Below are 25056 nucleotides of genomic sequence, written 5' to 3'. Positions count from 1 at the left end.
ATCGGCTTCGGTGGTGTGCGGTCGTCGGGTGAGTGAGGTGGTTCTTGAACTCCTTGGCGTAGGACGTGGCTTGCGTTGCGTTCGGCGTCATCGGCTCCGGTGGCGCGCGGTCGTCAGGCGGGCGAGGTGGTCCTCGAACCCCTTGGCGTAGAACGCGGCCCGTCCCGCGTCCGGCTCCACGATCTCCGTCGGCCGCGTCCACGCCCCCGCGTCCAGAGGAACCCCGTACCGCTCGGCCGCCGCGAGCACCGCACCCCGCGCGCCCACCTCACCTTCGACGACCCGCAACGGCCGCCCCAGCACATCCGCGAGCAGCCGCATCCAGGCCGGGCTGCGCGTACCGCCACCGCACACGGCCAGGGAGCCCGTGAGGCCGGCCGCCTCCAGGCAGTGCCGGGCCGCGTAGCCGATGCCCTCGCAGGTCGCCCGGATCAGATCGGCCGGCGTCGACTCCAGGGAGACACCGGTGAGTTCGGCGCGGAGGCGGGGCTCGACGAAGGGCGCGCGCTCGCCGGACGGCGCGAAGTACGGCAGCACCCGCACCCCGTTCGCCCCGGCCGGGGTCGCCGCGAGCAGCGCGTCCACCTCCTCGTGCCGGACGCCGGTCGTCGACAGCACCCAGTCCAGGGCCGCCGTACCGACCATCGCCGGCATGGCCCGCAGCCAGTGCCCCGGCCGGTCGAGGGAGATGTACAGCCCTGCCGGTTCGCCGCTCAGGTCCAGCTCGGTGGTCGCGACGAGGCTGGCGAGACAGGTCCCGACGATGAGCAGTCCGTCCCCGGGCTCGGTGACACCCGCGCCGAGCGCGCAGGCGGGCAGGTCGTACGGCCCGTTCGCGATCCGGGTCCCCGCCGGTAGCCCCTCGCCACGCGTCTCGGCCGTGGCGACCGGGTCGGCGACCGGTGCCAGCAGCCGCCGTCGCCGGGTCAGCCCGAGCAACTCGACGACACCGTTGTCGTACGACCGCGTCCGGGGGTCGAGGAACGGCATCGACGCGTCCGAGACATCGGTGGTCGCCCGCGCCCCCGTCAGCCGCTGGAACACCATGTCCTTGCAGTACAGGGCGGTGGCGGCGGCGTCGAGAGCAGCGGGCTCGTGCGCGGCGAGCCACGCCAGCAGCGGCCCCGGACACCCGGGGAACATCGCGCTCCCGGTCCGCCGGAACACCGTCTCGAAGGTTCCGTCCGCCAGCCACTGATCGAGCAGTTCGTGTGCCCGACCGTCCATCCAGGACGCCGCCGCCCGCACCGGCCGCCCGTCCGCGTCCACCAGCCACACCCCGTCGCCCTGCCCGGTCAGCCCGGCGAGCTCGAACGGTCCGTCGACCTCCGCCGTGAGTTCGTCCAGTACGGCGACGACCGCGCCGTAGACCTCGTCCATGTCCTGCTCGACGAACCCGCCGTGCATGGAGAGGCCCACCGGGCGTGCTGCTACGGCGAGTTCACGCCCGGAGTCGTCGAAGGCGGCGGCCTTCACCGTGGACGTGCCGACATCGATTCCGACGTACATGTGGGGGCCTCCTGGGGGTGGGGGATGGGGGGTCGGGTGAAGTGGGGTGGAGGTGGGCCGGTGTTGGGTTGTTTTGCGTAAGTGGGCCGGTGTTGAGTGGTGTCGCGTAGGTGGGCCGGTGTTGGTTGGCGTCGCGTAAGTGGGCCTGTGCTGTCAGCGCACCCCTCGCGCACCTCTTTTGGTTCGGTCGCCTCCGGGGCGCTGGGAGCCGGTGTCGAGAGACCCACCGTGCTCGACCCTTCGGGCCTCCGCGCGCTGGGGCTCTCAACACCGGCGCGCCCCTACGGCTCCCTCTCGGCCGTCCACGTTGGCACAGTGGAACTTGGTGGGCTCTCACCCGAGTTGGTGGGACAAGCGCTCACCTCGTGCCCAGCGTCCTACCTCCGCCGCCGCGATGCGTGCCGCCTTCTGGGCCACGGACCGGGATGCACCCCCGAGGTGCGGGGTGAGGGTGACCCGGTCGGCGAAGCCGAACAGGCGTGACCCGGCGGGCAAGGGCTCGCGTGTGTAGGTGTCGAGGGCGGCGGCTGACACCTGGCCGCTCTCCAACGCGTCGCACAACGCCTCCTCGTCCAGCAACGGACCCCGCGCCACATTCACCACCACCGCGCCGGGCCGCAGCAGCGCCAGTTCGCGGGCGCCGATCAGATCACGTGTCTCGGGGGTCAACCGGGCGTGCAGCGTGATGACTTGGGACCGGCGCAGGAGTTCGTCCAGCTCGCTGACCCGGAGTCCGTGGATCTCGCCGTGCACATACGGGTCGTACACCATCACGCGTGCCCCGAAGGCACAGAGCACCCGGGCAACGCGACTGCCGACGGCCCCGTAGCCGACGAGCCCGACCGGCAGGTCCTCCAGCTCCAGCCCGCTGTGCCGGTAGGTGTAGTAGGCCGCCCCCGCCTCCCAACTGCCCTGCCCCGCAAGGAGTTCATGGGCCTGCGGGATCCGGCGGAGTGCGGCGAGCATCATCCCGACGGTGAACTCGGCGGTCGCGGCGGCGTTGCGGCCGGGCGCGAAGCACACCCGTACGTCGTGGGTCTTGGCCGCGTCCAGGTTGACGTTGACGGGACCGCCCCGGCACACGACGACCAGCCGCAGATCGGGGCAGGCATCCAGTACGCGCTCGGTGACGGGCCCCATCTGGGTGACCAGCGCACTGGCTCCGCTGTCCCGCAGGGCCTCGATCACCTCGTCCTCGGCATCGCTGGCCTCCTCCACCTCGGCGACGGGTCCGAAGGGTTCCAGAGGCCAGCCGAGCTCCAACTCTCTTACCGTGAAGGGGTGTTCGCGCAGTTCCTCGGTGATGGCCGCGGTGATCAGCGAAGGCAGTACGAAATGGTCACCGGCGGCGACGACACGCAGGGTCTTGGTCATCGTGGGGCTCCCTCCCTCTCCGCCACGATGAACGGGGAACGCCGAATGCGTAACCCCTGAGGGAGGTTCGGATGATGTTCGAGGGTGACGGCGGGGCGTGGCTGGGGATCGATCTGGGTACGCAGAGCGTCCGTGCATTGCTGGTCACGGTCGACGGCACGGTCCTGGGCAGCGGTACCGCTCCGCTGACCGGCCGACGGGACGGCGTACGGCACGAACAGGACCCGGGGGAGTGGTGGGCGGCGGTGTGCACGGCGTCGCGGGCGGCGATGTCGCAACGGTCCTCACGGGTACGGCCGGGCGGCCTCGCGGTGTGCGGCACCTCCGGGACGGTCCTGCTGACGGACGCCCAAGGCCGCCCGCTCACACCGGGGTTGATGTACGACGACGGGCGCGCGGTGGCGGAGGCGGCGCGGGTCGGGATGCAGACGAGCTGGGCGCTGCCGAAGGCCTTGTGGCTGCTGGATGCGTATGGTCCCGGCCGAGTGACGCATCAACCCGACGTCATCACAGCGCAGTTGACGGGCGGGGTGGTGGTCCCGACCGACTCCAGCCACGCCCTCAAGACGGGCTACGACGCGGAGCGTGAGGCCTGGCCGCCCCAACTGGCCGACTGGCGCGAGGTGTTGCCGGCGGTGGTACGCCCCGGCACCCGGTTGGGCGAGGTCTGCCCGGCCGCCGCCGAAGCGACCGGCATCCCCGCCGGTACCCCGGTCGTCGCGGGGATGACGGACGGCTGCGCGGCCCAGATCGCGTCCGGCGCGCTGCGCTCCGGCGCGTGGAACTCGGTGCTCGGCACCACCCTGGTCCTCAAGGGAGCGTCCGCGAAACCCGTCCGGGACGACGCCGGGGTGGTCTACAACCACCGGGCACCGGACGGCAGTTGGCTACCGGGCGGGGCGTCGAGTGTGGGCGCGGGTGCGCTGCCGACGGTGGCGGACCCGGCGGAGCTGGCAGAGTTGGACGGCCGGGCGGCGGAGTACGAACCGTCGGGCGCGCTGACGTACCCCTTGGCCTCACCCGGTGAACGCTTCCCCTTCCTGGCCCCCGATGCCACCGCCTTCACACTCGGCACTCCGGTGTCGGAGGCGGACAGCTGGGCGGCGGTGCTGCAGGGCGTGGCGTTCACGGAGCGCCTGTGCCTGGACTACCTCCACTACTTGGGCGCCCCGATAGACGGCCCCCTCACCTTCACGGGCGGCGCGGCCCGCAGCGCGTACTGGAACCAGCTCCGCGTTGACGTCCTCGGCCGCCCTGCCCGGGTACCGGAACAGATCGAACCGGCGCTGGGGATGGCGGTGTTGGCGGCGTACGGAACGGGGGCGGGCGGCAGGGCGCTGTCGGAGGTGGCCGACGGCATGGTCCGCATCCGCACGCTCCTCGAACCCCGCTCGTCCCACACGGCCCGCTTCACCGAGCCGTACGCTCGCCTGGTGGACGAACTGGAGAACCGGGGCTGGCTGCCGACCCCGCTCGCGACCCACACCCGCACCCGCCTGAACCAGGACACGATCGACTCATGAGCACCAACACCACCCTCCTCCTCGCCCGCCATGGTCAGACTGTCTGGCACGCCGAGAACCGCTACGCCGGCATCAGCGACGTCGCCCTCACCGACGAGGGAAGGGCCCAGGCGGAAGCCCTCGGCCGCTGGGCGACAGCCCACCCGGTGGACGCGATCTGGACGTCCCCGCTGTCCCGGGCGATCCTCACGGCAGCCCCGGCCGCCCACGCCCTGAACCTCACCCCCCACACCGAACCGGCCCTGCGCGAATGCGACTTCGGGGTGCTGGAGGGCCGTACGCTCGCGGAGTTCGAGGTGGAAAACCCCGGGGCGGCGGAGGCCTTCCGGTCCGACCCGGTGGCGAACCCCTTCCCGGAGGCCGAGGACCCGACGACAGCCGCGACGCGCGGAACGGCCGCCCTGCACCGCATCGCGGCCGCGCACTCCGGAGAACGGGTCCTGGTCGTCGCCCACAACACCCTCCTCCGCCTGGTGCTGTGCCGGTTGCTGGGGATTCCGCTGGGCGAGTACCGGCGGGTGTTTCCGAGGCTGCGGAACGCGGCGGTGAGTGAACTCCGGCTCCAGGGAGGGACGGTGGCTCTGATGTCCCTCAACGTGCCGTGCGGGACGGAGAGTTGAAGAGGAGGGCCCCCGCGAGTCACGTCCTCGCGGGGGCCCTCCTCTTCAACCGCCTGCCCGCGTGAAGGGTGAGAAGACGATCACGAGGCAGGACGATTTATGTGGGTCTGTGGGTCTGTGGGTCTGTGGGTCAGGCGGGCAGGATCGTCTGCCTGGACCTCGCCGCCTCGTAACGCCGCGCCACGTCCTGCCAGTTGACGACCGCCCACATCGCGTCGATGAAGTCGACCTTCTGGTTCCTGTACTGGAGGTAGAAGGCGTGCTCCCAGGCGTCGAAGACGAGGAGGGGGGTGGAGCCCTGGCCGACGTTGCCCTGGTGGTCGTAGATCTGCTCGACGATCAGGTGGCCGCTCAGGGGTTCGTAGGCGAGGACGCCCCAGCCTGAGCCCTGGGTTGTCGCTGCGGCCTTGGTGAGCTGGGCCTTGAAGCCGGCGAAGGAGCCGAAGGACTCGCGGATGGCGTCGGCGAGGCCGCCGACGCCATCCGCGGCCAGCGGTTCGCCGCCGCCGTCGCCCGTCATGTTGTGCCAGTAGATGCTGTGCAGGATGTGGCCCGAGAGGTGGAACGCCAGGTTCTTCTCCAGCCCGTTGACCGAACCCCACTGCTCCTTGTCGCGCGCCTCCGCCAACTGCTCCAGCGAGTCGTTGGCTCCCTTGACGTACGCCGCGTGGTGCTTGTCGTGGTGCAGCTCGATGATCTCGGGGCTGATCACGGGGGCGAGCGCGGAGTAGTCGTAGGGCAGGTCGGGCAGCGTGTAGACGGGCATGGCGGATCGATCCCCTTCGGGCCTCTTATTGCACATAAGTTGCAACTACAACCTATCAGCGAAAAGGTGCTGTGTGGCTACTCCGCCACCGATGTGTAGTGCGACGCGTCCCCCTCGATCGAGTAGCTCTCCTTGCCCTCGATGCCGACCGGGATGTCGCCGGCGACGGTGACGCGGTTGAGGCGGCGGGGCTGGTTGTCGTAGTTGTCGATGGCGTAGTGCTGGGTGATGCGGTTGTCGAAGAGGACGAGCTGGTTGGGGGACCAGCGGTGGCGGAGGATGTTCTCGGGGCGGGTGACGTACGCCTGGAGGAGGTCAAGGAGCTTGCGGGACTCGGTCGCCGACAGGCCGACGATCCGCTGCGCGAACCCGCCTATGAACAGGCCGCGTTCACCGGTCAGCGGGTGGACGCGGACGACCGGGTGGACCGTGCGGAACTTGATCGACGTGAACTGGGCGCGCTGGGCGGCCTTTTCGGCGTCGATCGACTCCTCCGGTACGGCGTAGTCGTAGTCGTTGGTGTGTTCCGCCCACAGGGTGTCCGCCAGGACGCGCAGCGGTTCCGGCAGGTCGCGGTAGGCCGCCGCCGAACTGGCGATCAGGGTCTCGCCGCCGTACGGCGGGACGGTGATGCTGCGCAGGGTGCTGGCCTGGGGCGGGTTGAGGACGAAGGTGACGTCCGTGTGCCAGTGGTTGGCGCGGCCGCGCTCGCTGTCGACGGGCAGGACGTTCGGGGCGCCGTCGACCGCGGGCACCGTGGGGTGCGCGGTGGTGAGGTCGCCGAAGTGGCGGGCGAAGGCCTCCTGGCCCTCGTCGTCGAGGTGGACGTCGTCGAAGACCAGCGCCTTGTGGATGTTCAGGGCCTCGCGGATCGCGGTCACCTCCTCGGCCTCCAGCGGCTTGCCGATGTCCACGCCCGACACGCGGGCGCCGATGTTCGCGGTGACCTTCTGGATCTCGATGGACATGGTGAAGTCCTTTCAGACGAGGGCGGGTTGGGTGGGTCGGGCGGGCTGAGTGGGTCGGGTGTACTGGTTGGCGGGGCGGGGGAGGCCGTAGCGCTCCCGGAGGGTCGTGCGCGGGCCGTACTCCGTGCGGAGCAGGCCGCGGGTGCGGAGGAGGGGGACGACGTGGTCCACGAAGGCGTCGAGGCCGGAGGGCAGGACCGCGGGCATGATGTTGAAGCCGTCGGCCGCGCCCTGTGTGAACCACGCCTCGATCGCGTCGGCGACCTGCTCCGGCGTACCGGCGAAGGTCAGATGCCCGCGCCCGCCACCGAGCCGGCCGATGAGTTGGCGTACGGTCAGCCGGTCCCGGCGGGCCAGTTCGGCGACGAGCGTGTAGCGGCTCTTCGCGCCCTCGATGGCGTCCTCGGGCGGGAGGTCGGGGAGGGGGGCCTCCAACTCCAGTGTTCCGGAAGGTAGTTGGAGGAGCCGCTCCAGGCGGTCCACTCCGTGCGTGTACACGATGTGGTCCTCCAGGAGTCGTTCGTTCGCCTGCGCCTCGGCCTCCGTCGAGCCGAGTACCGGCACGATGCCGGGCAGCACCTTGATGTGCTCGGGGTCCCGACCGGCCGCCGCCGTACGGGACTTGAGGTCCTTGTAGAAGGCCTGCGCGTCGGCGAGGGTCTGCTGCGCGGTGAACACCGCCTCCGCGTACCGCGCCGCGAACGTCTTGCCGTCCTCGCTCGATCCGGCTTGTACGAGGAGTGGGTAACCCTGGGGTGAGCGGGGGACGTTGAGGGCGCCGGCGACGCTGAAGTACGTCCCCTGGTGGTGGGGCGGGTGGATCTTCGTGTCGTCGCCCCACACGCCGGCCGCCTTGTCGGCGACGATCGCGTCGTCCTCCCAGCTGTCCCAGAGCTTCAGCGCCACATCGAGGAACTCGGCGGCACGCGCGTACCGTTCGGCGTGCGCGGGCTCGTGTTCCAGCCCGAAGTTGCGGGCAGCTTCCACACCGGCGGTCGTGACGATGTTCCAACCCGCCCTGCCGCCGCTGATGATGTCGAGCGAGGCGAACTTACGGGCCAGGTTGTAGGGGGAGTTGTAGGACGTGGACGCCGTGGCGATGAGGCCTATGTGTTCGGTGGCCGTCGCCAGTGCGGTGAGGAGGGTGAGTGGTTCCAGGGCTCCGGCGGGGCGTTGGGCGAGGTTGCTCCACAACTGCGGTCCGTCGGCGAGGAAGAGGGAGTCGAAGGTGCCGCGCTCGGCGATCCGGGCGAGGTGTGTGTAGTGGTCCAGCTCGACGTGGGCGTAGGGGTTGCTCTCCGGGAGGCGCCAGGACGCCTCGTGGTGGCCGGTGTTCATGAGGAAGGCGTTGAGGTGGAGTTGGCGGGGCATGGGTGTCCTTTACGAGGGACAGGTGGGGGAACTTTCGAGCGCAGGCCGGCATTACTCAGCCCGTCCGGCGTCTGAGGACGAGGCCCCTTCAGGGCCGATGGGGGTCTGGGGGCGCAGCCCCCAGAAGGCGCGCGCGACAGCCGACGCTCACCGGGAATCCGACGTCACACCGAGTGCCGCCAACAACCGCTCCCGATACTCGGCACGTGGCACCTCGGGATCGATCGCCAAGTCCAGCCCGATCCGCCCCTGTTCAAGCACCAGCACCCGGTCCGCGAGGACGATCGCCTCGTCCACGTCATGGGTGACCAGCAGCACCGAGGGCCGATGCCGCTCCCACAACTCCCGGAGCAGCACATGCATCCGGATCCGGGTCAGTGCGTCCAGCGCCCCGAACGGCTCGTCCGCCAACAGGAGTTCAGGCTCACGGACGAGCGACCGGGCCAGCGCGGCCCGCTGTGCCTCACCGCCGGACAACTCGTTCGGCCAGGCCCGCTCACGTCCGGCGAGCCCTACTTCGGCGAGGGCCTCACGCCCCTTCGCGGCGGCTTCCTTCCCCTCCGTCCCCAGCAGCACGTTGTCGAGAACCCGCCGCCACGGCAGCAACCGGGAGTCCTGGAACACCACCGACACCCGCTCAGGCGCGGTGAGTTGACCACTTCCGACGACCTCGTGGTCGAGCCCCGCGATGGCCCGCAACAACGTGCTCTTTCCGGAACCGCTGTGTCCGAGCAGCGCGGTGAACTGCCCGGCGGGCAGGTCGAGATCGATGTGATCGAGGACGACCCGCCCGTCGAACGACCGGGTCAGCCCCCGGAGTTGGACCGCGGGGACGGCGTCGGTAACGGGGTCGGTCAGCTGCTGAGTGTGCGGCGCCATGACAGCACCCTCCGTTCGATCAGACGGACCGCGCTGTCGGAGAGCAGGCCGAACACGCCGTAGATCAGCAGGCCGACGAGGATGACGTCCGACTGGCCGTAGTTCTGGGCCTGGAACATCATGTAACCGAGGCCGCTGGTGGCGTTGATCTGCTCCAGGACCACCAGGCTCAGCCAGGAGCCGGTCACCCCGAGGCGCAGGCCTACGAAGAAGCCGGGCAGGGCGCCGGGGATGACGATCTGGCGGACGAACTGGAGCCTCGACAGGCCCTGGACCTCGGCCAGTTCGACATAGCGGTGGTCGATGCCGGACAGCGCGGCGTGCAGGTTGAGGTAGATCGGGATGTAGACGACGATCGCGATGATGGCGATCTTGAAGGTCTCGCCGATGCCCAGCCAGAGGATGAACAGCGGGATCAGGCCGAGGGTGGGGATCGCCCGGTTGAGCTGCACGGTTCCGTCGATCAGCGCCTCACCGACCCGGCTCAGCCCGGCGGCCAGCGCGAGGACGACACCGGCGGTGAGGCCGAGCGCGAAGCCGTAGGCGGCGCGTTCCAGTGAGGTCAGCATGTCCGTGGGGAGCGTGCCGGACGTCCACAGCCGGCCGGCGGTCTTCAACACCGTCCAGGGCGCGGGGATCGCGGCCGGGTCCAACTGGCCGGCGGCGGAGGCGACGGCCCAGAGGGCGAGGAAGAGCGCGGGGCCGATGATCCGGGAGGCGGGCAGCCGCTTGCCGGGGGCGAGACCGCGCCGCCGCCTGCGCGGAGCCTTGGCGGCACTATCGACGGCGGTGGCTGGCAAGGGAGTTGCGGCAGACGTGTCCAGAGTCTGGGAGGTCGTCATGGCCGTCACTTCCGGTACTCCGCCGGGACGGCCCTCGCCGCGATCCCCTCGAAGCGCCGGTCGAAGAGCGAGTCCACCTTGAACTCCTTCACGAAGCCGCCCTCCGCGAGCAGATCGGCGGTCTCCTGCTCCCACTTCACGGCCTCGTCCCAACTCGGCGGGAACAACGGCTTGTTGGCGAGCGCGGTCACCGACTGGGCCTGCGCGAGCGTCAGGTTCTGCGTCTTGACGTAGAACTCCTCGTTCCAGGAGTCCGGGTGCTCGTACTGCCAGACCTGACCCTGCGCCCACTGCGGGATGTACGCGGCGATCGCGGCCGCCTTCGCCGAGTCGGCCAGCACGGCGGACGGCGCCCACAACAGGTTGAGCAGGTCTACGACATCGGTGGTGATCGCGCGGGCGCCCTTCGCCTCGTACTGCTTGAGGTACGCCGGTGCCTGGCTGTTGGCGAGCGGGGCGATGTCGACCTGGCCCGACTGGAGGGCGGTGAAGAACTGGTTGCTGGTCAGCGGGACCAGTTTCACCTCGTCGTACTTCAGCCCGGCTTCCTTCAACGCCCGCAGCAGTACGACCCCTTGGGCCTGGCCCTGCGAGAACGCAAGCTTCTTGCCCTTGAAGTCGGCGACCGTGCGGATGTCGCTGCCGGGCTTGGTCGCGAAGAGGTAGTTCGGCTTGCGGGTGACGTCGATCGCGACGATCTTCGCGTCGTAGCCCTGGTAGTGCGCCTGGATCGGCGGGATGCCCGCGTTGTTGGCGAGGTCGAGGGACTTGGCGCGGAACGCGTTGATGACATCGGGACCGGCGCCGATGTTCACCCAACTCGACACGGTGAACGGCAACTTGGGCAACTTCGCCAGCTTGAACTGGAGTTGCTGGGTGTTCAGGTAGGAGGAGATCTTCAGGCTCGTGCCGGACGGGACCTTCTCGGCGAGCGGGGCGGACAGTCCGGCCCCCGACTTGGCGGCCGCGGCACTGCTCGTGGCGCAGCCGCTCAGGCCGGCGATGCCTGCGGCGGCACCGAGCACGGAGGTGAGGAAGAGCCGCCGGTCGAGGCCGGGCGCACGGGAATGAGGCATGGGAGGACTCCCTGATCAAAAGTCGCGGGAACGCGGGATGCGGGATGCGGGATGCGGGAATGCGCGTGGAATTCACGGACGGCGAAAGACGGAGCAGTCCGGAGAGAGAAATTCAGGCAGGATGAGACCGGCGCCCCGGGGCGCGTCAACGGGTCAGCAACAAGAAGTGCGACAACTCATCTGCAGGCTCATGACCAGGATGTTCCCGGTCACGCGCGCTCCCTGTCAACATTCCGAGTTTCTGAATTAAATACGCCCCGGTGAAACGCTCGGTCACGCGCCGGGACGCACACTGGGTCACACACCCAACGGATCCCGGTACAGCACATCGAGCATCACCGAACCGCCCGCCACCGCCAGCACGGAATCCGGGAAACTCGTCGGCACGACCGCCGACGCCCGCGCGTCCCCGACCTCCTCGCGCAGCGCGCGCAGGCAGTCCTCCCGCCGTATGACCCCCAGCTCGGTGACGACCACCGTCTCGGGGTTGAGGATGTCGAGCAGCAGCCCGACCGCCCGCCCCACCATCCGCGCCCGCTGCGTCAACAGCCGTACGGCGACGGGGTTTCCGCGCTCCGCCGCCGTCACGACGTGGGTCGGGTTCACCCCGTCGACGATCCCCGCCTCCCGGGCCCGTCGGCACAACGTCCGTTCGCTCAGCTCCACTTGGAGGCAGCCGACCCGCCCGCAGTCGCACGGTTCCGTGCCGCCGCGCAACGGCAGATGGGCGATCGCCCCGGCCTGCGAGCGCGGCCCGTGGTGCACCTCGTCGTTGGTCGCGAAGGCCGCGTCGACCACGTTGCCGACGAAGAGATGCAGCACGCTACGGCTGCCTCGGGCCCGCCCGAAGAGCCGCTCGCCGTTGACCAACGCCCGGGCGTGGCCGTCCACATGGACCGGCAACCCGGTGCGGGCGCCGAGCAGTTCGCGCACCGGCACGTCCCGCCAGCCCAGCAGCGGATGGTCGACGATGGTCCCGGAGTCCCGGTCGACCCAGCCACCGGCGGCGACCCCGACACCCAGCGGGGTGGCCCCGGCCGCCTCCGCGAGCAACGCGGCCAGTCCTTCGGCGGCCCGCGCGAGCACCCGGGACGGATCGGTGAGGTAGCCGTCGTGGCCGATCCGCCGCTCGGCCACCACCCGCCCGCGCAGATCCAGCAGCGCGACCGTCGTATAGGGCACGGCCACATGGACCCCGCCCACAACAAACCGTGACGCGTCCAGGTCGACGGGCACGTGGGGGCGGCCCACACCCTTCGAGCGTTGAGGTGTGGCGGACTCCCGTATGAGGCCGAGTTGGGCGAAGCGGGCGCAGTAGTCGGTGACCGACGCCGGGGACAGTCCGGTCAGCCGGGAGATGGTGGAGCGGGCCACCGGGCCGTGCTCCAGCACCGAGCGCAGGATGACGCTCGCGTTGGTGCGCCGCCGGTCGCTGTCGGCGGCGCGCGGAACGGGGGAGTTGGGGGAGTGGGAGGCGAGCAGGGGTGCCGCGGTACGGGGCATGGGGATCTTCCTCGGGAACGGGTCCGACAGTGCGCCGTCTCGGATGGGAGGCGCACCGGATCCGCTCCGCCCGCCTCAGGGGCGGTAACAGGTCGCCGCGGCCTGGCGTCGCAGGTCGACATAGCGACGCGACGCGAAGTTCCGGGCCTGGGCAACCATGCGGTCGAAGCTAGCAAAACGGCCCACCCCTGCCCAGACGGTGACCGGTGTGCGAGACGGCACGGGTGGCGTTGTGCGGGACGGCGATGGTGGCGTGGTGCGGGATGGCGATGGTGCCGGTGTCCGGGATGGCGATGGTGGCGTGGTGCGGGATGGCGATGGTGCCCGTTTGCGGGACGGCGACGGTGCCGGTGTCCGGGACGGCGATGGTGCCGGTGTCCGGGATGGCGATGGTGCCGGTGTGCGGGATGGCGATGGTGCCGGTGTGCGGGATGGCGATGGTGCCGGTGTGCGGGATGGCGATGGTGCCGGTGTGCGGGACGGCACGAGGTCCGCGTGACCGGCATCACGCCTGGGCGCGTGTAGCGGGCATCCTTTGTCCGGAGCCCACCAAGTCCGCGTCGGACCCTTTGTCGGACGCTGACGGTGATCGGCCCGAGGGCCCTGGGATAGCGTCACAAAGTCCCCCTGCACCCCCGTCAACCTGCGGAGTCCCCTTGAGTACCGCCGTCGCCACCACCCGCCCGGGCCAGGTCCTCGCCGACCTGCTGCCCGCCTCCCGCGTCCGGGACATCGCCCTCGTGCTCGGCGGCGCCGCGCTCACCGGCCTCGCCGCCCAGCTCGCCGTGCCCGTGCCGGGCTCCTCGGTCCCGGTCACCGGCCAGACCTTCGCCGCGCTCCTCGTCGGCACGTCCCTCGGCGCCGGCCGCGGCTTCCTCTCCCTCGCGCTGTACGCGCTGCTCGGCCTCGCCGGCGTCCCGTGGTTCGCCCAGGGCACCTCCGGCGGCGGCGCCTCCTTCGGCTACATCGTCGGCATGCTGCTCGCCTCCGCCGCCGTCGGCGCCCTGGCCCGCCGCGGCGCCGACCGCTCGGTCCTCCGCATGGCCGGCACGATGCTGCTCGGCGAGGCGATCATCTACGCGATCGGCGTCCCGTACCTCGCGCTGAGCCTCGACCTCTCGACGAGCGCCGCCCTTGCCGCCGGCCTCACCCCGTTCCTCATCGGCGACGCCCTGAAGGCCGCCCTGGCGATGGGCGCGGCCCCGACCGCCTGGAAGTTCGTCAACAAGCAGCGCTGACAAGGCAGTTCCCGCGGAAGAGGTTCGCCGGGTCGTACTCCGACTTCAGCCCGGCGAGGCTCTTCCGCGTCTCCGCGTCGTACAGCCCCTCGCCCCGATCACCGGCCCCGAACGCGAAGTTGACCGCCCGCCCGAGCGTGTGGGGCGAGAGCAGGGCGAAGGCCGGATCGAGTCGCGCCCGGGCGGCCTCCCGCTCCCCGACCGCCAACATCCGTACCAGGAAACGCCCTTCGCGATACGGCACCGAGTTCGGCGCGGGCCGCGCCAGCGCCCCGCCGAGATGGTTGACCTGTACGACACACATGCCGCCCGGCGTGTCCGGCCCGGCGAGCGCCAGCACCTCGCCCACCCGCGCCACATCCAGCTCACTCACCACCGCGCTGTCCCCGTAGTACGCGTGCGGTGCGGGCGGGTCACTGTGGATCGTGTGGCTCTCGGTGTACGGCATCTCCCGCAACGAGTCGGCCAACACCGGACCGAACTCCCTGAGCGGCGCGACGAGTTGGGCACCTTCATCGCCGCTGCCCGTGTAGGCGACGCGCACGGAGAGCACGTACCGCCCGCGCAGCCGCGGCGGCAGTGCCGGGATGTCCGGGTACGGTACGGCGGCGAAGGACGAGGTCAGCTCGTCCGGCACGGTCCGCGTCCACTCCTCGTACGCCCGCAGCAGGGCGGCCGGGTCGACCTCCCGCCCGTCGAAGGCGAGCGAACCGCCGTAGAGCGTGCGCACGGGGACGAGGTCGATCTCCAACTCCGTGACGACACCGAAGGCGTGGCCCGCGCCGAGCAGTGCCCAGTACAGGTCGGGCTCCGACTCCCTTGTCACCCGGCGGAGTTGACCGTCGGCCGTGACGACGTCGAGCGAGCGGACGTGGTCGGCCGCGTACCCGAACTCCCTTGCCAGGATGCCGAGTCCGCCGCTCAATGTGTACGACACGGCACCCACGCTCGGCGCGGAACCGTTGAGCGGAGCGAGGCCGTGGGGTTCGGCGGCGGCCACGACCTGTCCCCAGCGCACGCCCGCCTGGACGCGCACGGTACGTGCCTCGGGGTCGACCCGTACCCCGTCCATCCGCCTCGTCGTGATCAGCACCCCGCCCTCGGAGCCACCCGGCAGCCCGTGCCCGGTGGCCTGCACGCCGACCGGCAGGTTCTCGGCGGCCGCGTACCGTACGGCGGCGATCACGTCGTCGGCCGAGCGCGCGCCGTGGATCACGGCGGGGCGCTGGGTGAACCCGGTCTGGAAACCGGCGAGTTCGTCCTCGTAGCCGGGGTCGGTGGGGTGGAAGGTGAGCGGGTGTGTGTGGTTCATGGGGTCATGCTGGCCGCATAACCTGACACGTACCGTCATGTTTTCCAGTGGGAGTGGAGGGGGAGGGCCGGGTGCTCCCGCTACCCGGCCCTCCCCCTTGCCCCTAGCTTTCCAACGGCCGTTGCCCCGGCCGCCGTTGGGACCAGTACACACCCGCCGCGCCCACCGCGATCAGGGCCGCGCCGGCCGCGCCCAGGGGCAGGAGGGCATCGCCGACCCCGGTCTTGGGCAGCGTGTCGCCGCCCGGCGCCACCGGCTTGTTGTCGGTGCCGAGCAGCAGCGGGGTGGCCGGGGCGTTCGGTGACGGGTTCGTCGTACCGAACGGGACCGGGCCCTGCTGCCAGAAGGTCTTCTTGCCGTCGGCGGACATCACCGGCAGACAGATCTTCCCGGCCTTGCTCAGGTCGTACGTCGCGTCGACGGCGTACGACTTCGACTTGCCCGCGGCGAGCGTGCCGACGGAGCACTTGAATCCGCTGTTCGAACCGGGCGGCAGATCCTTTTCGGCGATCGCCGAACAACCCTGCACGCCATTGACCTTGAGGCCGTCGAAACCGACGACCAGGAGATTGAGTTCGCCGCTCTCCTTGGTCCCCTCGTTCTTTACGGTGGCGGTGATCGCCGTCTTTTTCGAACTGTTGTCGACCGAGATCTTCTCCGGCAGGAGCGTGGTCAGTTTCACTCCCGCCGGAGCCGCGTCCATCGCCTTTCCGCCTTTGCCGCTCCCCGGTCCCTGGTCATCCGCCGAGGCGGTGAAGGAAAGGATCATCACCGCCGAGAAAGATGCCGTGAGCAGCGATCCTGTGACAGCCGTGGCAATGGCCGTCGCACGACGAGAACTCATGTTCGTCCCCCTTGTGTTCCCCTGTTTCCCCCTGCGACTGTGCCTGAATTCGCAGTACTTGAAGAGGTACCACAAGATTTCTCCGCACTATGCTGGTACGGCATGAAGTGTGACCATTGTGGGGGTGCAGCGGATTGCCGGGGAATGCGGGAAATTCGGGGAACGTGAGGGGTGGCGGTGTTCCGGGACTCCTGGTGACCGGACGCTATCGGCTGGTCGAAAGTATCGGCCAGGGGGGAATGGGGCGGGTGTGGCGAGCCGCCGACGAAATACTCGACCGGCAGGTCGCGGTCAAGGAAATGCGCATCGACGGCCTCGACCCGGAGGACACCCGCACCCGCCGCGAGCGCACCCTGCGCGAGGCCAGGGCGACGGCCCGCATCGACCACCCGAACGTCGTGCGTGTCTACGACGTCGTCGACGAGGGCGAACGCCTGTGGATCGTCGTGGAGTTGGTCGCCGGCCGTTCCCTGGAACGCATCCTCGCGGACGACGGTGCGCTCGGCCCGCGCGAGGCGGCCCGTATCGGCCTCGGGTTGGTGGCCGCCCTGCGTCAGGTGCACGCGGGGGCGTCCTGCACCGCGACATCAAACCCGGCAACGTGCTCGTCGAGAACGGCGGCCGACGCGTCGTGCTCACCGACTTCGGTATCGCCGCGATCCAGGACGCCACGGCGCTGACGGTGGTCGGCATGCTGGTGGGCTCGCCCGACTACATGGCACCCGAGCGGATCTCCGGCCATCCGCAGGGACCGCCCTCGGACATCTGGTCCCTCGGCGCGACCCTCTGCGCCGCGCTGGGCGGCCGCTCACCGTTCTCCCGGGACACGACACTGGCTACGTTGCACGCGGTTCTGTACGAGGAGCCTGAACTGCCGGTGACTGCGGGCCCGTTGCGCGACACCCTCGCGGCGCTGCTGCGGAAGCAGCCGGAAGCTCGGCCGGGGTTGGGGGAGTTGGAGCGGGTTCTGGTGCGGGTGGCGTTTCCGCGGGAGGGGTCTGAGGGGCCGGAGGGGGGTGAGGGGGCGCACGGGGTTAAGGAGCCTGAGGGGGTTGAGGGGCCGCAGGGGATTGAGGGGCCGCAGGGGATTGAGGGGATTGAGGGGTTGCAGGGAGTTGAGGAGCCTGAGGGGGGTGAGAGGCAGGGGAGTGAGGAACTGGCGGCTGTGGAAGCGGAGTTGGAGGAGTCGCCGCGCGAGGCCTATCGGGAGTCACCCACCCCGGCCTTCTTGGCGCCGTCACTCGTCCGCGCGGCACGCGATCCCCGGCTGTACGACCCTGACCCCGTCGAGGACGCGATACCGACGCAGCGGCCCGCCGTGGAGGAACCGGCTCCCGCATCCGAGGCCGCCGCCGGAGTCGCATCCGGAGCCGCCTCCGAAGCGGCATCCGAGCTGAGCTCCGAGGCCTCGGCCAACAACTCCGGGCGCTCTGCGCCACGCAGGACGGGTGTCTCCCTTGTCCGCGGCGATCAGTCTGAGCGCGCCGATCAAGCGGGTCGCGCCGAGCGGGCCGGTCGCGCCGAACAAGCTGGTCGCGCCGATCAGGTGGGTCGCGCCGAGCAAGCCAGTCGCGCCGAACAGGCTGACTGTGCCGCGCGAGCCGAACCCGCCGCACAAGCCGAGCGCAGCGAAGAGGCTCAACTCGCCGAACGAGCCGCGGCGTTGACCGCGCGAAAGCCAGTGCCCCTCCCGGCCCACCCGCCGGCCCCGCGCCCGGCACCACCGCACCCGGGCCTTGGCCCCGACCCTGTTCCCGGCTCCGGCTCGCCCCGCCCGGCACCACCGCGCCGCGCCCTCGGTCCGCATCCGGCTCGGGTGCCTCGCCCCGCCGCCGCTCTGCCGCCCGGCGGTGAACTCCCGGGTCCCGCCCAGCCGTTCACCAACCGCCGTCGCCGTGTCGGACTGATCGCCGGTGCGGCAGTGGTGGTCGTGGGTGCGGTCATCGGGACGATCCTCGCGAACTCCGGTGGATCGTCCGGTAGTTCAGCGACCGCTTCAGCGGCTTCGACCGAACCGTCCGCCTCCCAGTCCCCGTCCCCGTCCCCGTCCTCGTCCGCCTCCCACTCCCCGTCCCCGTCCCCGTCCCCGACAGCCGTCTCCCCCTCCCCCACAGTCGAGGGCACCTCCCGCCCCCCGACCCTGCCCCCGGGCACGCGCCGAGAAGCTGGCGGGTTCGCGTGGGCCACGCCCGCCGGGTGGCGGCGGGATCTGAAGACGGGGGCCGAGGTGCACTACACATCCCCCGACGGCACCCAGGAACTGGTCGGCAAGTCCTCGCTCGCGCGCGGTGACCTGATGGAGACCTGGGAGGCCTCGGAGCGGAACGCCCACCAGGGGGAGAGCTACCGGAAGATCCGGCTCGACAGGACGACGTTCCGCGGGTATCCGGCGGTGAGTTGGGAGTACACGTTCACGCTCAAGGGCGTCCCGTGGCACGCCCGGCTGCTCGGATTCGACGAGGACGGGAAGTCGTACCAGATCAACACCTGGTACCAGCCGGGCGTGGAGACCCAGGCCCTGAAGACCTACGACAGGGTCAAGAACAGCTTCGTCGTGCTGTGAACGTCCTGAGCGAACTCCCTCAGCCCACAGACACCTTGTCCGTGTCGGTGTCCGTCTCGGCGGTCGTGACCGCCTGTCCACCCCGCACCCGCTCCTTGATCACCGAGACCGCCACGACCGCCAACGCGACCAGCAGGGACAGCAGTACGGTCGTACGGCCGCTGCTCTCGCCCTCGGTGTCGGTGAGCATGTAGCCGAGGACGAAGACGATCAGGGCGATCGTCGCCCAGGTGAGGTACGGGTACAGCCACATCCGCACGACGAGCTTCTCCGGCGACTCGCGCTCGATGATCCGGCGCATGCGCAGCTGGGACGCGCAGATGACCAGCCACACGAACAGGGCCACCGCGCCGGAGGAGTTGACGAGGAAGAGGAAGACCGTGTCCGGGAAGGCGTAGTTGAAGAACACGGCGACGAACCCGAAGACGACGGACGCGATGATCGCCGCCATCGGCACGCCACGGGACGTGGTCCTGGCGAACGCCTTCGGCGCGTCACCGCGGCCGCCGAGCGAGAAGGCCATGCGGGAGGCCGTGTAGAGGCCGGAGTTGAGGCAGGACAGCACCGAGGTCAGCACGATGAAGTTCATGATCTGACCGGCGTGCGCGATGCCGAGGGAGTCGAGGGCGGCGACGTAGGAGCCCTGCGCCTTGATCGACGGGTCGTTCCACGGGAGCAGGCAGACCACGATGAAGATCGAGCCGAGGTAGAAGACGCCGATGCGCCAGATGATGCTGTTGGTCGACTTGGTGACCGCGCGCTGCGGGTCCTCGGACTCGCCGGCGGCCAGCGTGGCGATCTCGCTGCCCATGAAGGAGAAGACGACGAGCAGGACGCCGGTGAGGATCGCGCCGGGGCCGTTCGGCAGGAAGCCGCCGTGGTCGGTGAGGTTGCCGAAGCCCGCCTTGTCGGTGTGGGCGCCGGGGAGTACGCCGAAGATCGCCAGCGCGCCGACGACGATGAACGCGCCGATCGCCACGACCTTGATCCCGGCGAACCAGAACTCGAACTCGCCGTAGGAACCGACCGATACGAGGTTCGTCGCGGTCAGCACCACCATCACGAGGAGCGCCCAGCCCCACTGCGGTACGGCCGGTATCCATCCTTCGAGGATCTTGGCGCCCGCGGTCGCCTCGACGGCGAGCACGACGACCCAGAAGAACCAGTACAGCCAGCCGATCGAGAACCCGGCCCAGCGGCCGAGCGCGCGGTCGGCGTGTGCGGAGAAGGATCCGGACGTGGGGTTCGCGGCCGACATCTCGCCGAGCATGCGCATCACCAGCACCACGAGCGTGCCGACGAGCGCGTAGGAGAGCAGGATGCCGGGGCCCGCGGTCGCGATGCCCGAGCTGGACCCGACGAACAGGCCGGCGCCGATGACACCGCCGATCGCGATCATCGAGAGATGTCGGTTCTTGAGTCCTGCCTGAAGGCCAGAACCAGAAGTCATGGGGGGAGTTCCTTTACGCCGGTTGGGATGCCGGTGGGGGTGCCCGTACGAGCGGCGTACGAGTCGGTCCAGTGAATCGGAGGTAAAGGAATTCCTGAACCTTTGAATCCAGATCGTTACTTGAGGTTTCCTTGAGGTTGCGAGGCGTTGCCTGTATTTAACGTGGTCGGGCCCCGGAGCTGCTTCCCGGAAACAGCCGTGTCACACTCGACGCATGCGCGTGTATCTCGGCTCCGACCATGCGGGCTTCGAACTCAAGAACCACCTCGTCGAGTGGCTCAAGGAGGCGGGCCACGAGCCCGTCGACTGCGGGCCGCACATCTACGACGCCCAGGACGACTACCCGCCCTTCTGCCTCCGCGCCGCAGAGCGCACCGCCGCCGACCCCGAGGCCCTCGGCATCGTCATCGGCGGCTCGGGCAACGGCGAGCAGATCGCGGCGAACAAGGTGAAGGGCGTGCGGGCGGCCCTCGCCTGGAGCGAGGAGACCGCGTCGCTCGGGCGGCAGCACAACAACGCGAATGTGGTGGCGGTTGGCGCGCGGATGCACACGGAGGAGGAGGCGACGAAGTTCGTCGAGATCTTCGTGGGTACGCCGTTCTCCGAGGATCCGCGGCACATTCGGCGGATTGACATGCTGACGACGTACGAGGCGACGGGGGAGCTGCCGGAGATTCCGGCACATCACCCGAAGCAGTAAGCAGAATCAGCCGCTCCGGCTTTTGAGGAGCGGGGTCCGGGGCGGAGCCCCGAGGTCTTTGGAACGCCCACCTGTCGAGTGACCTGGACGGGTGGGCGGGTGGGAAAGGAAGTTCGCCAGGTGCCAGAGGGGCACACGATCCACCGACTCGCGCTGGACTACGGCGGTCACTTCAAAGGCCGAGCCGTACAAGTCACCAGTCCCCAGGGCAAGTTCAGTGACGCCGCCGCACTGCTCAACGGCACGGAACTCACCCGCACCGAAGCCCACGGCAAGCACCTGTTCCTCGGTTTCCGGGACGAGGAGTGGATCCACGTCCACCTCGGCCTGTTCGGCAAGGTGACCTTCGGCGGAGCCCCGGCGCCCCCGCCCACGGACACCGTCCGCCTACGCCTCGTGAACGACACGTCGTACGTCGATCTCCGCGGCCCCACCACCTGCGCCCTGATCACGGACACCGAGAAGCGGGCGATACACGACCGCCTCGGCCCCGACCCCCTGCGCCCGGCCGAGGACACCGACCCGGGCGCCGCGTACCGCCGTATCGCCCGCAGCCGTACGACGATCGCCGCACTCCTCATGGACCAGAAGGTCATCGCGGGCGTCGGCAACGTCTACCGCGCCGAGGTGCTGTTCCGGCACGGCATCGACCCGTACCGCGCGGGCAAGGACCTCACGCGGGCCGAGTGGGACGCGATCTGGGCCGACCTCGTCGAGCTGATGCGCGAGGGCGTCCGCACCAACCGCATCGACACCGTCCGCCCCGAACACACCCCCGAGGCGATGGGCCGCCCGCCGCGCGTCGACGACCACGGCGGCGAGGTCTACGTCTACCGCAGGGCGAACCGCCCCTGCCACATCTGTGGCGGCGAGATCCGCACCGCCGACCTCGCCGCCCGCAACCTCTTCTGGTGCCCCAACTGCCAGAAGCCGTAGGGGCGTTCAGCGGTACTGCTAGAACCCGTGCGGCAGCCAGGGCGCGACCGCCGACCCGAACGCCAGCGACGCCTCCGCCAGCGCCCCCGCCCGCAGCTCCCGCACCCGGCCGGCCCCCGCGAGCGACACGAGGGACACCCCGCCGAGATACGCGGACCCCAACTCCCGTACGGACAGGGCGAGATCGGCCGGCTCCTCGGTGCGCTTGCAGGACGCGCCCTTCGCGTCGCCGGTGAGCCGCCAACGCCCCTCGTTCCAGGGGCAGAAGGCGTCCTCGACCTCGAACACCACGTCCACCGGCGCCTGGTAGGTACGCGCCTCCAGCGAGGCGCCGAGGTCCACCAGCCGTACGTGCAGCGAGTCCGCCTGCCGGATCGAGCACCGGCGGAGGTCGGAGACGAGTTGCTGCCAGGCGTCGTCGACGGGACGGCTGCGCAGCGCCAGCTTCGACGTCAGGTCGATGCCGAAGAGGAACCGCCACAGCGCCGCGTACGACGCCGGGTCCAGCGCCTCCAGATCACGCAGCACGACCGTCCCCTTGGGGCCCTGGACGTCCCACTCGGGCTTGACGAAGTACCGCGCGTAGCCGACGACTTCACCCTCCCGCTCGGCCACCACGCAGCGCAGCGGTGAGGACCCCTCCCGCTCGCTCTCCGGGTCCAGCAGCGGCAGGTTCTCCCACCCGGGCCGCCGCGCCGTCATCCCCGGCCGCCCGGCCACCAGCCGCGCGTACACCGCCTCGCACTGGTCCCGTACGGCGGCGGGTTCGGCGAAGCGCAGCCGTACGTCGTCCGTCCCCGGCGGCACCGTGAGCCGCACCCGGGCGGTGTCGATCTCGGCGGTCGTCCGCATCGTCGCGGTGCCGTACCCGAACCGGCCGTAGATCACCGGCTCGGAGGCCGTCAGCACGGCGAACGGCTCGCCCCAGGACCGTACGTCGTCCAGCTGCCGGCGCATCATCGACGTCAGGATGCCGCGGCGCCGGTGCGTGGCGGCCACGCTGACCATCGTGACGCCGGCCGCCGGAACCGAGGCACCGCCGGGCACCGTGACCCGGAAGCTGAACGCGCCCGCCGTCCCCACGCACGCGTCCCCGTCCCAGACGCCGAGGAAGCGGTCGAACTCCGTGAGCCCCTCCCAGAGCTCGCGCTCCTCGGGCGACTCCGGGACGCCACCGAAGGCGTCGACGAGGTTGTCGTACCAGGTGTTCCACTCGTCCTGGCGCAGTACCCGCAGCTCGGTCCGCCCGGCCGGTGTGTTGCTCGCGTCTGTCCCCATGGACCATGCCTACCAGCGCATTGCGGGACGAGCCAGGGAATTTCCGCTGGGCGCCACCGCGAGGGCCTCCGGTGAAGTTCACTGTGAAGTTGAACCTCGCAGGGGGGACAAGTGGGACCTCCCGTGCCAAGCGGCTGGTCGGATGGATAGGGTCCCGAACTAATGGCAGCAGGACGAGAGCGGCGCGCGGAGGCCGACACGTTCACGGCCCGGTTGAAGAAGCTGGTTCACCGGGTCCGCACCGGCCTGCGCAGAAGTGCCGTCGACTACTTCCGCGGGGACGGCTCGGACTGGGTCGCGCTGGCCGGGCTGCTGATCACGATCCCGGTGATCGTGGCCATGACCCTCGCCAACGCGGTGTGGTTCTCGGCGGCCGCGCTGGTCCTGCCGATCGTCGCGGGCGGCCTGCTGCTGCGCCCCGCGAGCCTGCTCGGCCTGTACGCGGCGGCGGCCACCGGTCTGATCGTGGAGTCGGTGAAGCTCGGCCCGTACACCGAGGGCCCGGCGCGGGTGACCCCGGGCGTGGTGCTCGTGGTGGCCGCGTGCGGCTTCTTCGGGCTGCTGATCGCGCAGTTCCGCAGCCGGGTGGGCGTGCCCTGGCGGCGCGGCGGCACCATGCTCTTCGACCTGCGCGAGCGGATCCGGGTGCAGAGCAAGCTGCCCCAACTCCCGCAGGGCTGGCACCGGGAGATGGCGCTGCGGCCGGCGGGCGGCCAGTCGTTCTCCGGCGACTTCGTGGTCGCGGCCCGGACGAACGGTGGTCGGACCATGGAGGTGGTCCTCACGGACGTCTCCGGCAAGGGCATGGACGCGGGATCGCGCGCCCTGCTCCTGTCCGGCGCCTTCGGCGGCCTGCTCGGCTCGCTGCCCCCGCACGCGTTCCTGCCCGCTGCCAACGGCTATCTCCTCCGCCAGGACTGGGACGAGGGCTTCGCGACCTCGATCCACCTCGTCCTGGACCTCGACTCCGGCGACTACGAACTCTTCTCCGCGGGCCACCCGCCGGGCCTCCAGCTCAGCGCGGGCAGCGGCCGCTGGGAGGAGAAGGCGGCCGACGGCCCGCTGCTGGGTGTGTACGACGGCGCGCAGTTCGACCCCGTGAAGGGATCGCTGCGGCCCGGGGACGTGTTGATGCTGTTCACGGACGGGCTGGTGGAGACCTCCGAGCGGGACATCGTCGAGGGCATCGACCGCCTCACCGGCGAGGCCGACCGCTATGTCGCAGGCGGCTTCCACGGCGCCGCCTGGCATCTCATCGAGGCGGTCGCGAAGGACGTCAACGACGACCGGGCCCTGCTGCTGGTCTGCCGCGAGGGCCCGACGGCCCAGGCGGGGCGCTGACGTCAACGGAGGGTCGCCTCCCTGGGCGCTGGGCGCCGGGCGTTGGGCTCTGGGCTTCGGCTTTGGGCTTCGGGCTTCGGTGAGGAAAGTTTGCCGACTTTGTGATGGTGAAGGCCCCGGGTTGCCCGGGTGATTCGCGAGTTGATATTGATGGATCCGTATGTGACACGAGCGGCACACGCCGCGTGAGCCCGTACGGGGGAGCCGACATGAAGTTCGACATGGGTGCGCAGGCGCTGTCGACGCTGATGCGTGACTCGCGCGGATCGAGTCAGGATCTGGGCACGCTGATCCGGCAGTTGGTGCAGGCGGCGGAGCCCTTGGAGGGGAAGTTCAACGGCGGCGGCCGTGCGGCTTTCGACCAGTTCAAGGCGCGGGCGGACGGGATCACCAAGGAACTGGACTCGTCCTTGGCGGCGATTCTGGGCGGCCAGTCCGGGATGGACAGCGCGTTCAGCACGGGTGACGACGAGCAGCGTGACAACGCCCGGCAGCACATGGGGTCGGCCAATTTCGACGCGGCGCGGTTCTCGGGCCGCTGAGCCGCGTTCGGTCCTTTCCGGCCCTTCGGGCCTTTCGGGTCATTCAGGTTGTTTTCGGGGAGTGGTGTGTGATGGCTGGTGCGGGTATGGATCGTCGTTCCTACGACACGACGGCGTCGGGGGACGTGCAGGGGAATCTCGCGGGGGTGATCGCCCAGCTGGAGGCGGTGATCTCGGCGCGGGACAAGCAGGTGAAGAAGGCGATGTCGGACTTCACGGCCGACGGTGTGGCGGACGAGTACCACGGCAAGGAGCACCGCTGGAACCAGGCCTCGCAGGAGGTCCGGAACATCATCCAGCTGCTGAAGACGACGATGGAGAAGAACGACTCGACGGCGCACGCGACGTTGGCGAAGGCGAAGTCGGCGGTGGACAACATCGGCTGAACCGCGGGCAGTTGGTGGTTCACCGGCGGCCGCTG

Annotated in this window: 23 protein-coding genes; 10 read left to right on the top strand and 13 right to left on the bottom strand. The window is 70.2% G+C overall.

Going from position 1 to position 25056, the window contains the following annotated elements; translation table 11 throughout:
- Positions 1-87: 87 nt before the first annotated feature.
- Together R2B38_RS12840 and R2B38_RS12835 are read right to left on the bottom strand one after the other, a co-directional pair.
- Positions 88-1509, bottom strand: coding sequence for an FGGY family carbohydrate kinase (locus tag R2B38_RS12840; protein WP_318016350.1), 1422 nt, complete (start codon positions 1507-1509; stop codon positions 88-90).
- A gap of 333 nt (positions 1510-1842) precedes the next feature.
- Positions 1843-2883, bottom strand: a complete 1041-nt coding sequence (locus R2B38_RS12835; protein ID WP_318016349.1) for a 2-hydroxyacid dehydrogenase — start codon at positions 2881-2883, stop codon at positions 1843-1845.
- Positions 2884-2954: 71 nt separating this feature from the next.
- Here R2B38_RS12835 and R2B38_RS12830 point away from each other — a divergent pair, with 71 nt between their 5' ends.
- Positions 2955-4406, top strand: a complete 1452-nt coding sequence (locus R2B38_RS12830) for an FGGY-family carbohydrate kinase (protein WP_318016348.1) — start codon at positions 2955-2957, stop codon at positions 4404-4406.
- Positions 4403-5026, top strand: a complete 624-nt coding sequence (locus R2B38_RS12825; RefSeq protein ID WP_318016347.1) for a histidine phosphatase family protein — start codon at positions 4403-4405, stop codon at positions 5024-5026. Before R2B38_RS12830 ends, R2B38_RS12825 begins: the two co-directional genes overlap by 4 nt.
- 130 nt (positions 5027-5156) lie before the next feature.
- Here R2B38_RS12825 and R2B38_RS12820 read toward each other — a convergent pair whose 3' ends face one another.
- The 7 genes from R2B38_RS12820 to R2B38_RS12790 all read right to left on the bottom strand — a co-directional run bounded on the left by R2B38_RS12820 (position 5157) and on the right by R2B38_RS12790 (position 12431).
- Entirely contained in the window at positions 5157-5792 is a 636-nt protein-coding gene (locus tag R2B38_RS12820; RefSeq protein WP_318016346.1) for a superoxide dismutase, read from the bottom strand.
- Between the two features lie 77 nt (positions 5793-5869).
- Positions 5870-6760, bottom strand: coding sequence for a TauD/TfdA dioxygenase family protein (locus R2B38_RS12815; RefSeq protein ID WP_318016345.1), 891 nt, complete (start codon positions 6758-6760; stop codon positions 5870-5872).
- A gap of 12 nt (positions 6761-6772) precedes the next feature.
- Complete coding sequence (locus R2B38_RS12810; protein ID WP_318016344.1) at positions 6773-8131, bottom strand: LLM class flavin-dependent oxidoreductase; 1359 nt, start codon at positions 8129-8131, stop codon at positions 6773-6775.
- A gap of 147 nt (positions 8132-8278) precedes the next feature.
- Positions 8279-9010, bottom strand: coding sequence for an ABC transporter ATP-binding protein (locus R2B38_RS12805; RefSeq protein ID WP_318016343.1), 732 nt, complete (start codon positions 9008-9010; stop codon positions 8279-8281).
- Positions 8986-9852, bottom strand: coding sequence for an ABC transporter permease (locus R2B38_RS12800; RefSeq protein ID WP_318016342.1), 867 nt, complete (start codon positions 9850-9852; stop codon positions 8986-8988). The genes R2B38_RS12805 and R2B38_RS12800 overlap by 25 nt, the downstream gene beginning before the upstream one ends.
- Before the next feature lie 5 nt (positions 9853-9857).
- Positions 9858-10928, bottom strand: coding sequence for an ABC transporter substrate-binding protein (locus tag R2B38_RS12795; RefSeq protein WP_318016341.1), 1071 nt, complete (start codon positions 10926-10928; stop codon positions 9858-9860).
- Between the two features lie 297 nt (positions 10929-11225).
- Complete coding sequence (locus tag R2B38_RS12790) at positions 11226-12431, bottom strand: ROK family protein (protein WP_318016340.1); 1206 nt, start codon at positions 12429-12431, stop codon at positions 11226-11228.
- 656 nt (positions 12432-13087) lie between these two features.
- Between R2B38_RS12790 and R2B38_RS12785 the strand changes: the two genes are divergently transcribed.
- Entirely contained in the window at positions 13088-13669 is a 582-nt protein-coding gene (locus tag R2B38_RS12785) for a biotin transporter BioY (RefSeq protein ID WP_033285866.1), read from the top strand.
- Here the strand turns inward: R2B38_RS12785 and R2B38_RS12780 are convergent.
- Positions 13653-14981 carry an FAD-binding oxidoreductase gene (locus R2B38_RS12780; protein WP_318016339.1) on the bottom strand — a complete coding sequence of 443 codons (1329 nt, stop codon included), beginning with the start codon at positions 14979-14981 and terminating at the stop codon, positions 13653-13655. The two genes, R2B38_RS12785 and R2B38_RS12780, sit on opposite strands and share 17 nt — an antisense overlap.
- A 103-nt stretch (positions 14982-15084) precedes the next feature.
- A complete protein-coding gene (locus R2B38_RS12775) occupies positions 15085-15825 on the bottom strand; it encodes an LPXTG cell wall anchor domain-containing protein (protein ID WP_318016338.1) in 741 nt (246 codons plus the stop codon).
- Positions 15826-16019: 194 nt separating this feature from the next.
- On the opposite strand from R2B38_RS12775, the gene R2B38_RS51295 reads away from it, so the two are divergent.
- Positions 16020-16505: a protein kinase domain-containing protein gene (locus R2B38_RS51295; protein WP_411978444.1), complete on the top strand. Its 486-nt coding sequence runs from the start codon at positions 16020-16022 to the stop codon at positions 16503-16505.
- Positions 16427-18388: a serine/threonine-protein kinase gene (locus tag R2B38_RS12770; RefSeq protein WP_411978443.1), complete on the top strand. Its 1962-nt coding sequence runs from the start codon at positions 16427-16429 to the stop codon at positions 18386-18388. Before R2B38_RS51295 ends, R2B38_RS12770 begins: the two co-directional genes overlap by 79 nt.
- Positions 18389-18407: 19 nt before the next feature.
- On the opposite strand, the gene R2B38_RS12765 is transcribed toward R2B38_RS12770, so the two are convergent.
- Entirely contained in the window at positions 18408-19838 is a 1431-nt protein-coding gene (locus R2B38_RS12765; RefSeq protein ID WP_318016337.1) for an amino acid permease, read from the bottom strand.
- A 214-nt stretch (positions 19839-20052) separates the two neighbouring features.
- Between R2B38_RS12765 and R2B38_RS12760 the strand changes: the two genes are divergently transcribed.
- The gene (locus tag R2B38_RS12760; protein WP_318016336.1) at positions 20053-20538 is read left to right on the top strand and encodes a ribose-5-phosphate isomerase; all 486 of its coding nucleotides are present in this window, start codon (positions 20053-20055) and stop codon (positions 20536-20538) included.
- 120 nt (positions 20539-20658) lie between these two features.
- On the top strand, positions 20659-21474 hold the full coding sequence (locus tag R2B38_RS12755; RefSeq protein ID WP_318016335.1) for an Fpg/Nei family DNA glycosylase: 816 nt from the start codon (positions 20659-20661) through the stop codon (positions 21472-21474).
- A gap of 18 nt (positions 21475-21492) precedes the next feature.
- On the opposite strand, the gene R2B38_RS12750 is transcribed toward R2B38_RS12755, so the two are convergent.
- Positions 21493-22752, bottom strand: a complete 1260-nt coding sequence (locus R2B38_RS12750) for a GNAT family N-acetyltransferase (protein ID WP_318016334.1) — start codon at positions 22750-22752, stop codon at positions 21493-21495.
- 162 nt (positions 22753-22914) lie between these two features.
- Between R2B38_RS12750 and R2B38_RS12745 the strand changes: the two genes are divergently transcribed.
- The 3 genes from R2B38_RS12745 to R2B38_RS12735 all read left to right on the top strand — a co-directional run bounded on the left by R2B38_RS12745 (position 22915) and on the right by R2B38_RS12735 (position 25021).
- Entirely contained in the window at positions 22915-24093 is a 1179-nt protein-coding gene (locus tag R2B38_RS12745) for a PP2C family protein-serine/threonine phosphatase (RefSeq protein WP_033285873.1), read from the top strand.
- 209 nt (positions 24094-24302) lie between these two features.
- A complete protein-coding gene (locus R2B38_RS12740; protein ID WP_033285981.1) occupies positions 24303-24635 on the top strand; it encodes a hypothetical protein in 333 nt (110 codons plus the stop codon).
- Between the two features lie 71 nt (positions 24636-24706).
- On the top strand, positions 24707-25021 hold the full coding sequence (locus R2B38_RS12735; protein WP_318016333.1) for a pore-forming ESAT-6 family protein: 315 nt from the start codon (positions 24707-24709) through the stop codon (positions 25019-25021).
- Positions 25022-25056: the final 35 nt, after the last annotated feature.

The organism is Streptomyces sp. N50 (genome assembly GCF_033335955.1).
Classification (GTDB): Bacteria; Actinomycetota; Actinomycetes; order Streptomycetales; family Streptomycetaceae; genus Streptomyces.
Note: the sequence above shows the minus strand (reverse complement) of the source record. Positions and strands in the feature narration are given on the sequence as shown.

Bases quoted from the DNA above. Each gene is read 5' to 3' on its own strand.
- R2B38_RS12840 (WP_318016350.1), bottom strand. From the start codon at position 1,509: ATGTACGTCGGAATCGATGTCGGCACGTCCACGGTGAAGGCCGCCGCC.
- R2B38_RS12750 (WP_318016334.1), bottom strand. From the start codon at position 22,752: ATGGGGACAGACGCGAGCAACACACCGGCCGGGCGGACCGAGCTGCGG.
- R2B38_RS12820 (WP_318016346.1), bottom strand. From the start codon at position 5,792: ATGCCCGTCTACACGCTGCCCGACCTGCCCTACGACTACTCCGCGCTC.
- R2B38_RS12740 (WP_033285981.1), top strand. From the start codon at position 24,303: ATGAAGTTCGACATGGGTGCGCAGGCGCTGTCGACGCTGATGCGTGAC.
- R2B38_RS12835 (WP_318016349.1), bottom strand. From the start codon at position 2,883: ATGACCAAGACCCTGCGTGTCGTCGCCGCCGGTGACCATTTCGTACTG.
- R2B38_RS12795 (WP_318016341.1), bottom strand. From the start codon at position 10,928: ATGCCTCATTCCCGTGCGCCCGGCCTCGACCGGCGGCTCTTCCTCACC.
- R2B38_RS12745 (WP_033285873.1), top strand. From the start codon at position 22,915: ATGGCAGCAGGACGAGAGCGGCGCGCGGAGGCCGACACGTTCACGGCC.
- R2B38_RS12790 (WP_318016340.1), bottom strand. From the start codon at position 12,431: ATGCCCCGTACCGCGGCACCCCTGCTCGCCTCCCACTCCCCCAACTCC.
- R2B38_RS12805 (WP_318016343.1), bottom strand. From the start codon at position 9,010: ATGGCGCCGCACACTCAGCAGCTGACCGACCCCGTTACCGACGCCGTC.
- R2B38_RS12815 (WP_318016345.1), bottom strand. From the start codon at position 6,760: ATGTCCATCGAGATCCAGAAGGTCACCGCGAACATCGGCGCCCGCGTG.
- R2B38_RS12825 (WP_318016347.1), top strand. From the start codon at position 4,403: ATGAGCACCAACACCACCCTCCTCCTCGCCCGCCATGGTCAGACTGTC.
- R2B38_RS12735 (WP_318016333.1), top strand. From the start codon at position 24,707: ATGGCTGGTGCGGGTATGGATCGTCGTTCCTACGACACGACGGCGTCG.
- R2B38_RS12760 (WP_318016336.1), top strand. From the start codon at position 20,053: ATGCGCGTGTATCTCGGCTCCGACCATGCGGGCTTCGAACTCAAGAAC.
- R2B38_RS12780 (WP_318016339.1), bottom strand. From the start codon at position 14,981: ATGAACCACACACACCCGCTCACCTTCCACCCCACCGACCCCGGCTAC.
- R2B38_RS12800 (WP_318016342.1), bottom strand. From the start codon at position 9,852: ATGACGACCTCCCAGACTCTGGACACGTCTGCCGCAACTCCCTTGCCA.
- R2B38_RS12810 (WP_318016344.1), bottom strand. From the start codon at position 8,131: ATGCCCCGCCAACTCCACCTCAACGCCTTCCTCATGAACACCGGCCAC.
- R2B38_RS12775 (WP_318016338.1), bottom strand. From the start codon at position 15,825: ATGAGTTCTCGTCGTGCGACGGCCATTGCCACGGCTGTCACAGGATCG.
- R2B38_RS12765 (WP_318016337.1), bottom strand. From the start codon at position 19,838: ATGACTTCTGGTTCTGGCCTTCAGGCAGGACTCAAGAACCGACATCTC.
- R2B38_RS12830 (WP_318016348.1), top strand. From the start codon at position 2,955: ATGATGTTCGAGGGTGACGGCGGGGCGTGGCTGGGGATCGATCTGGGT.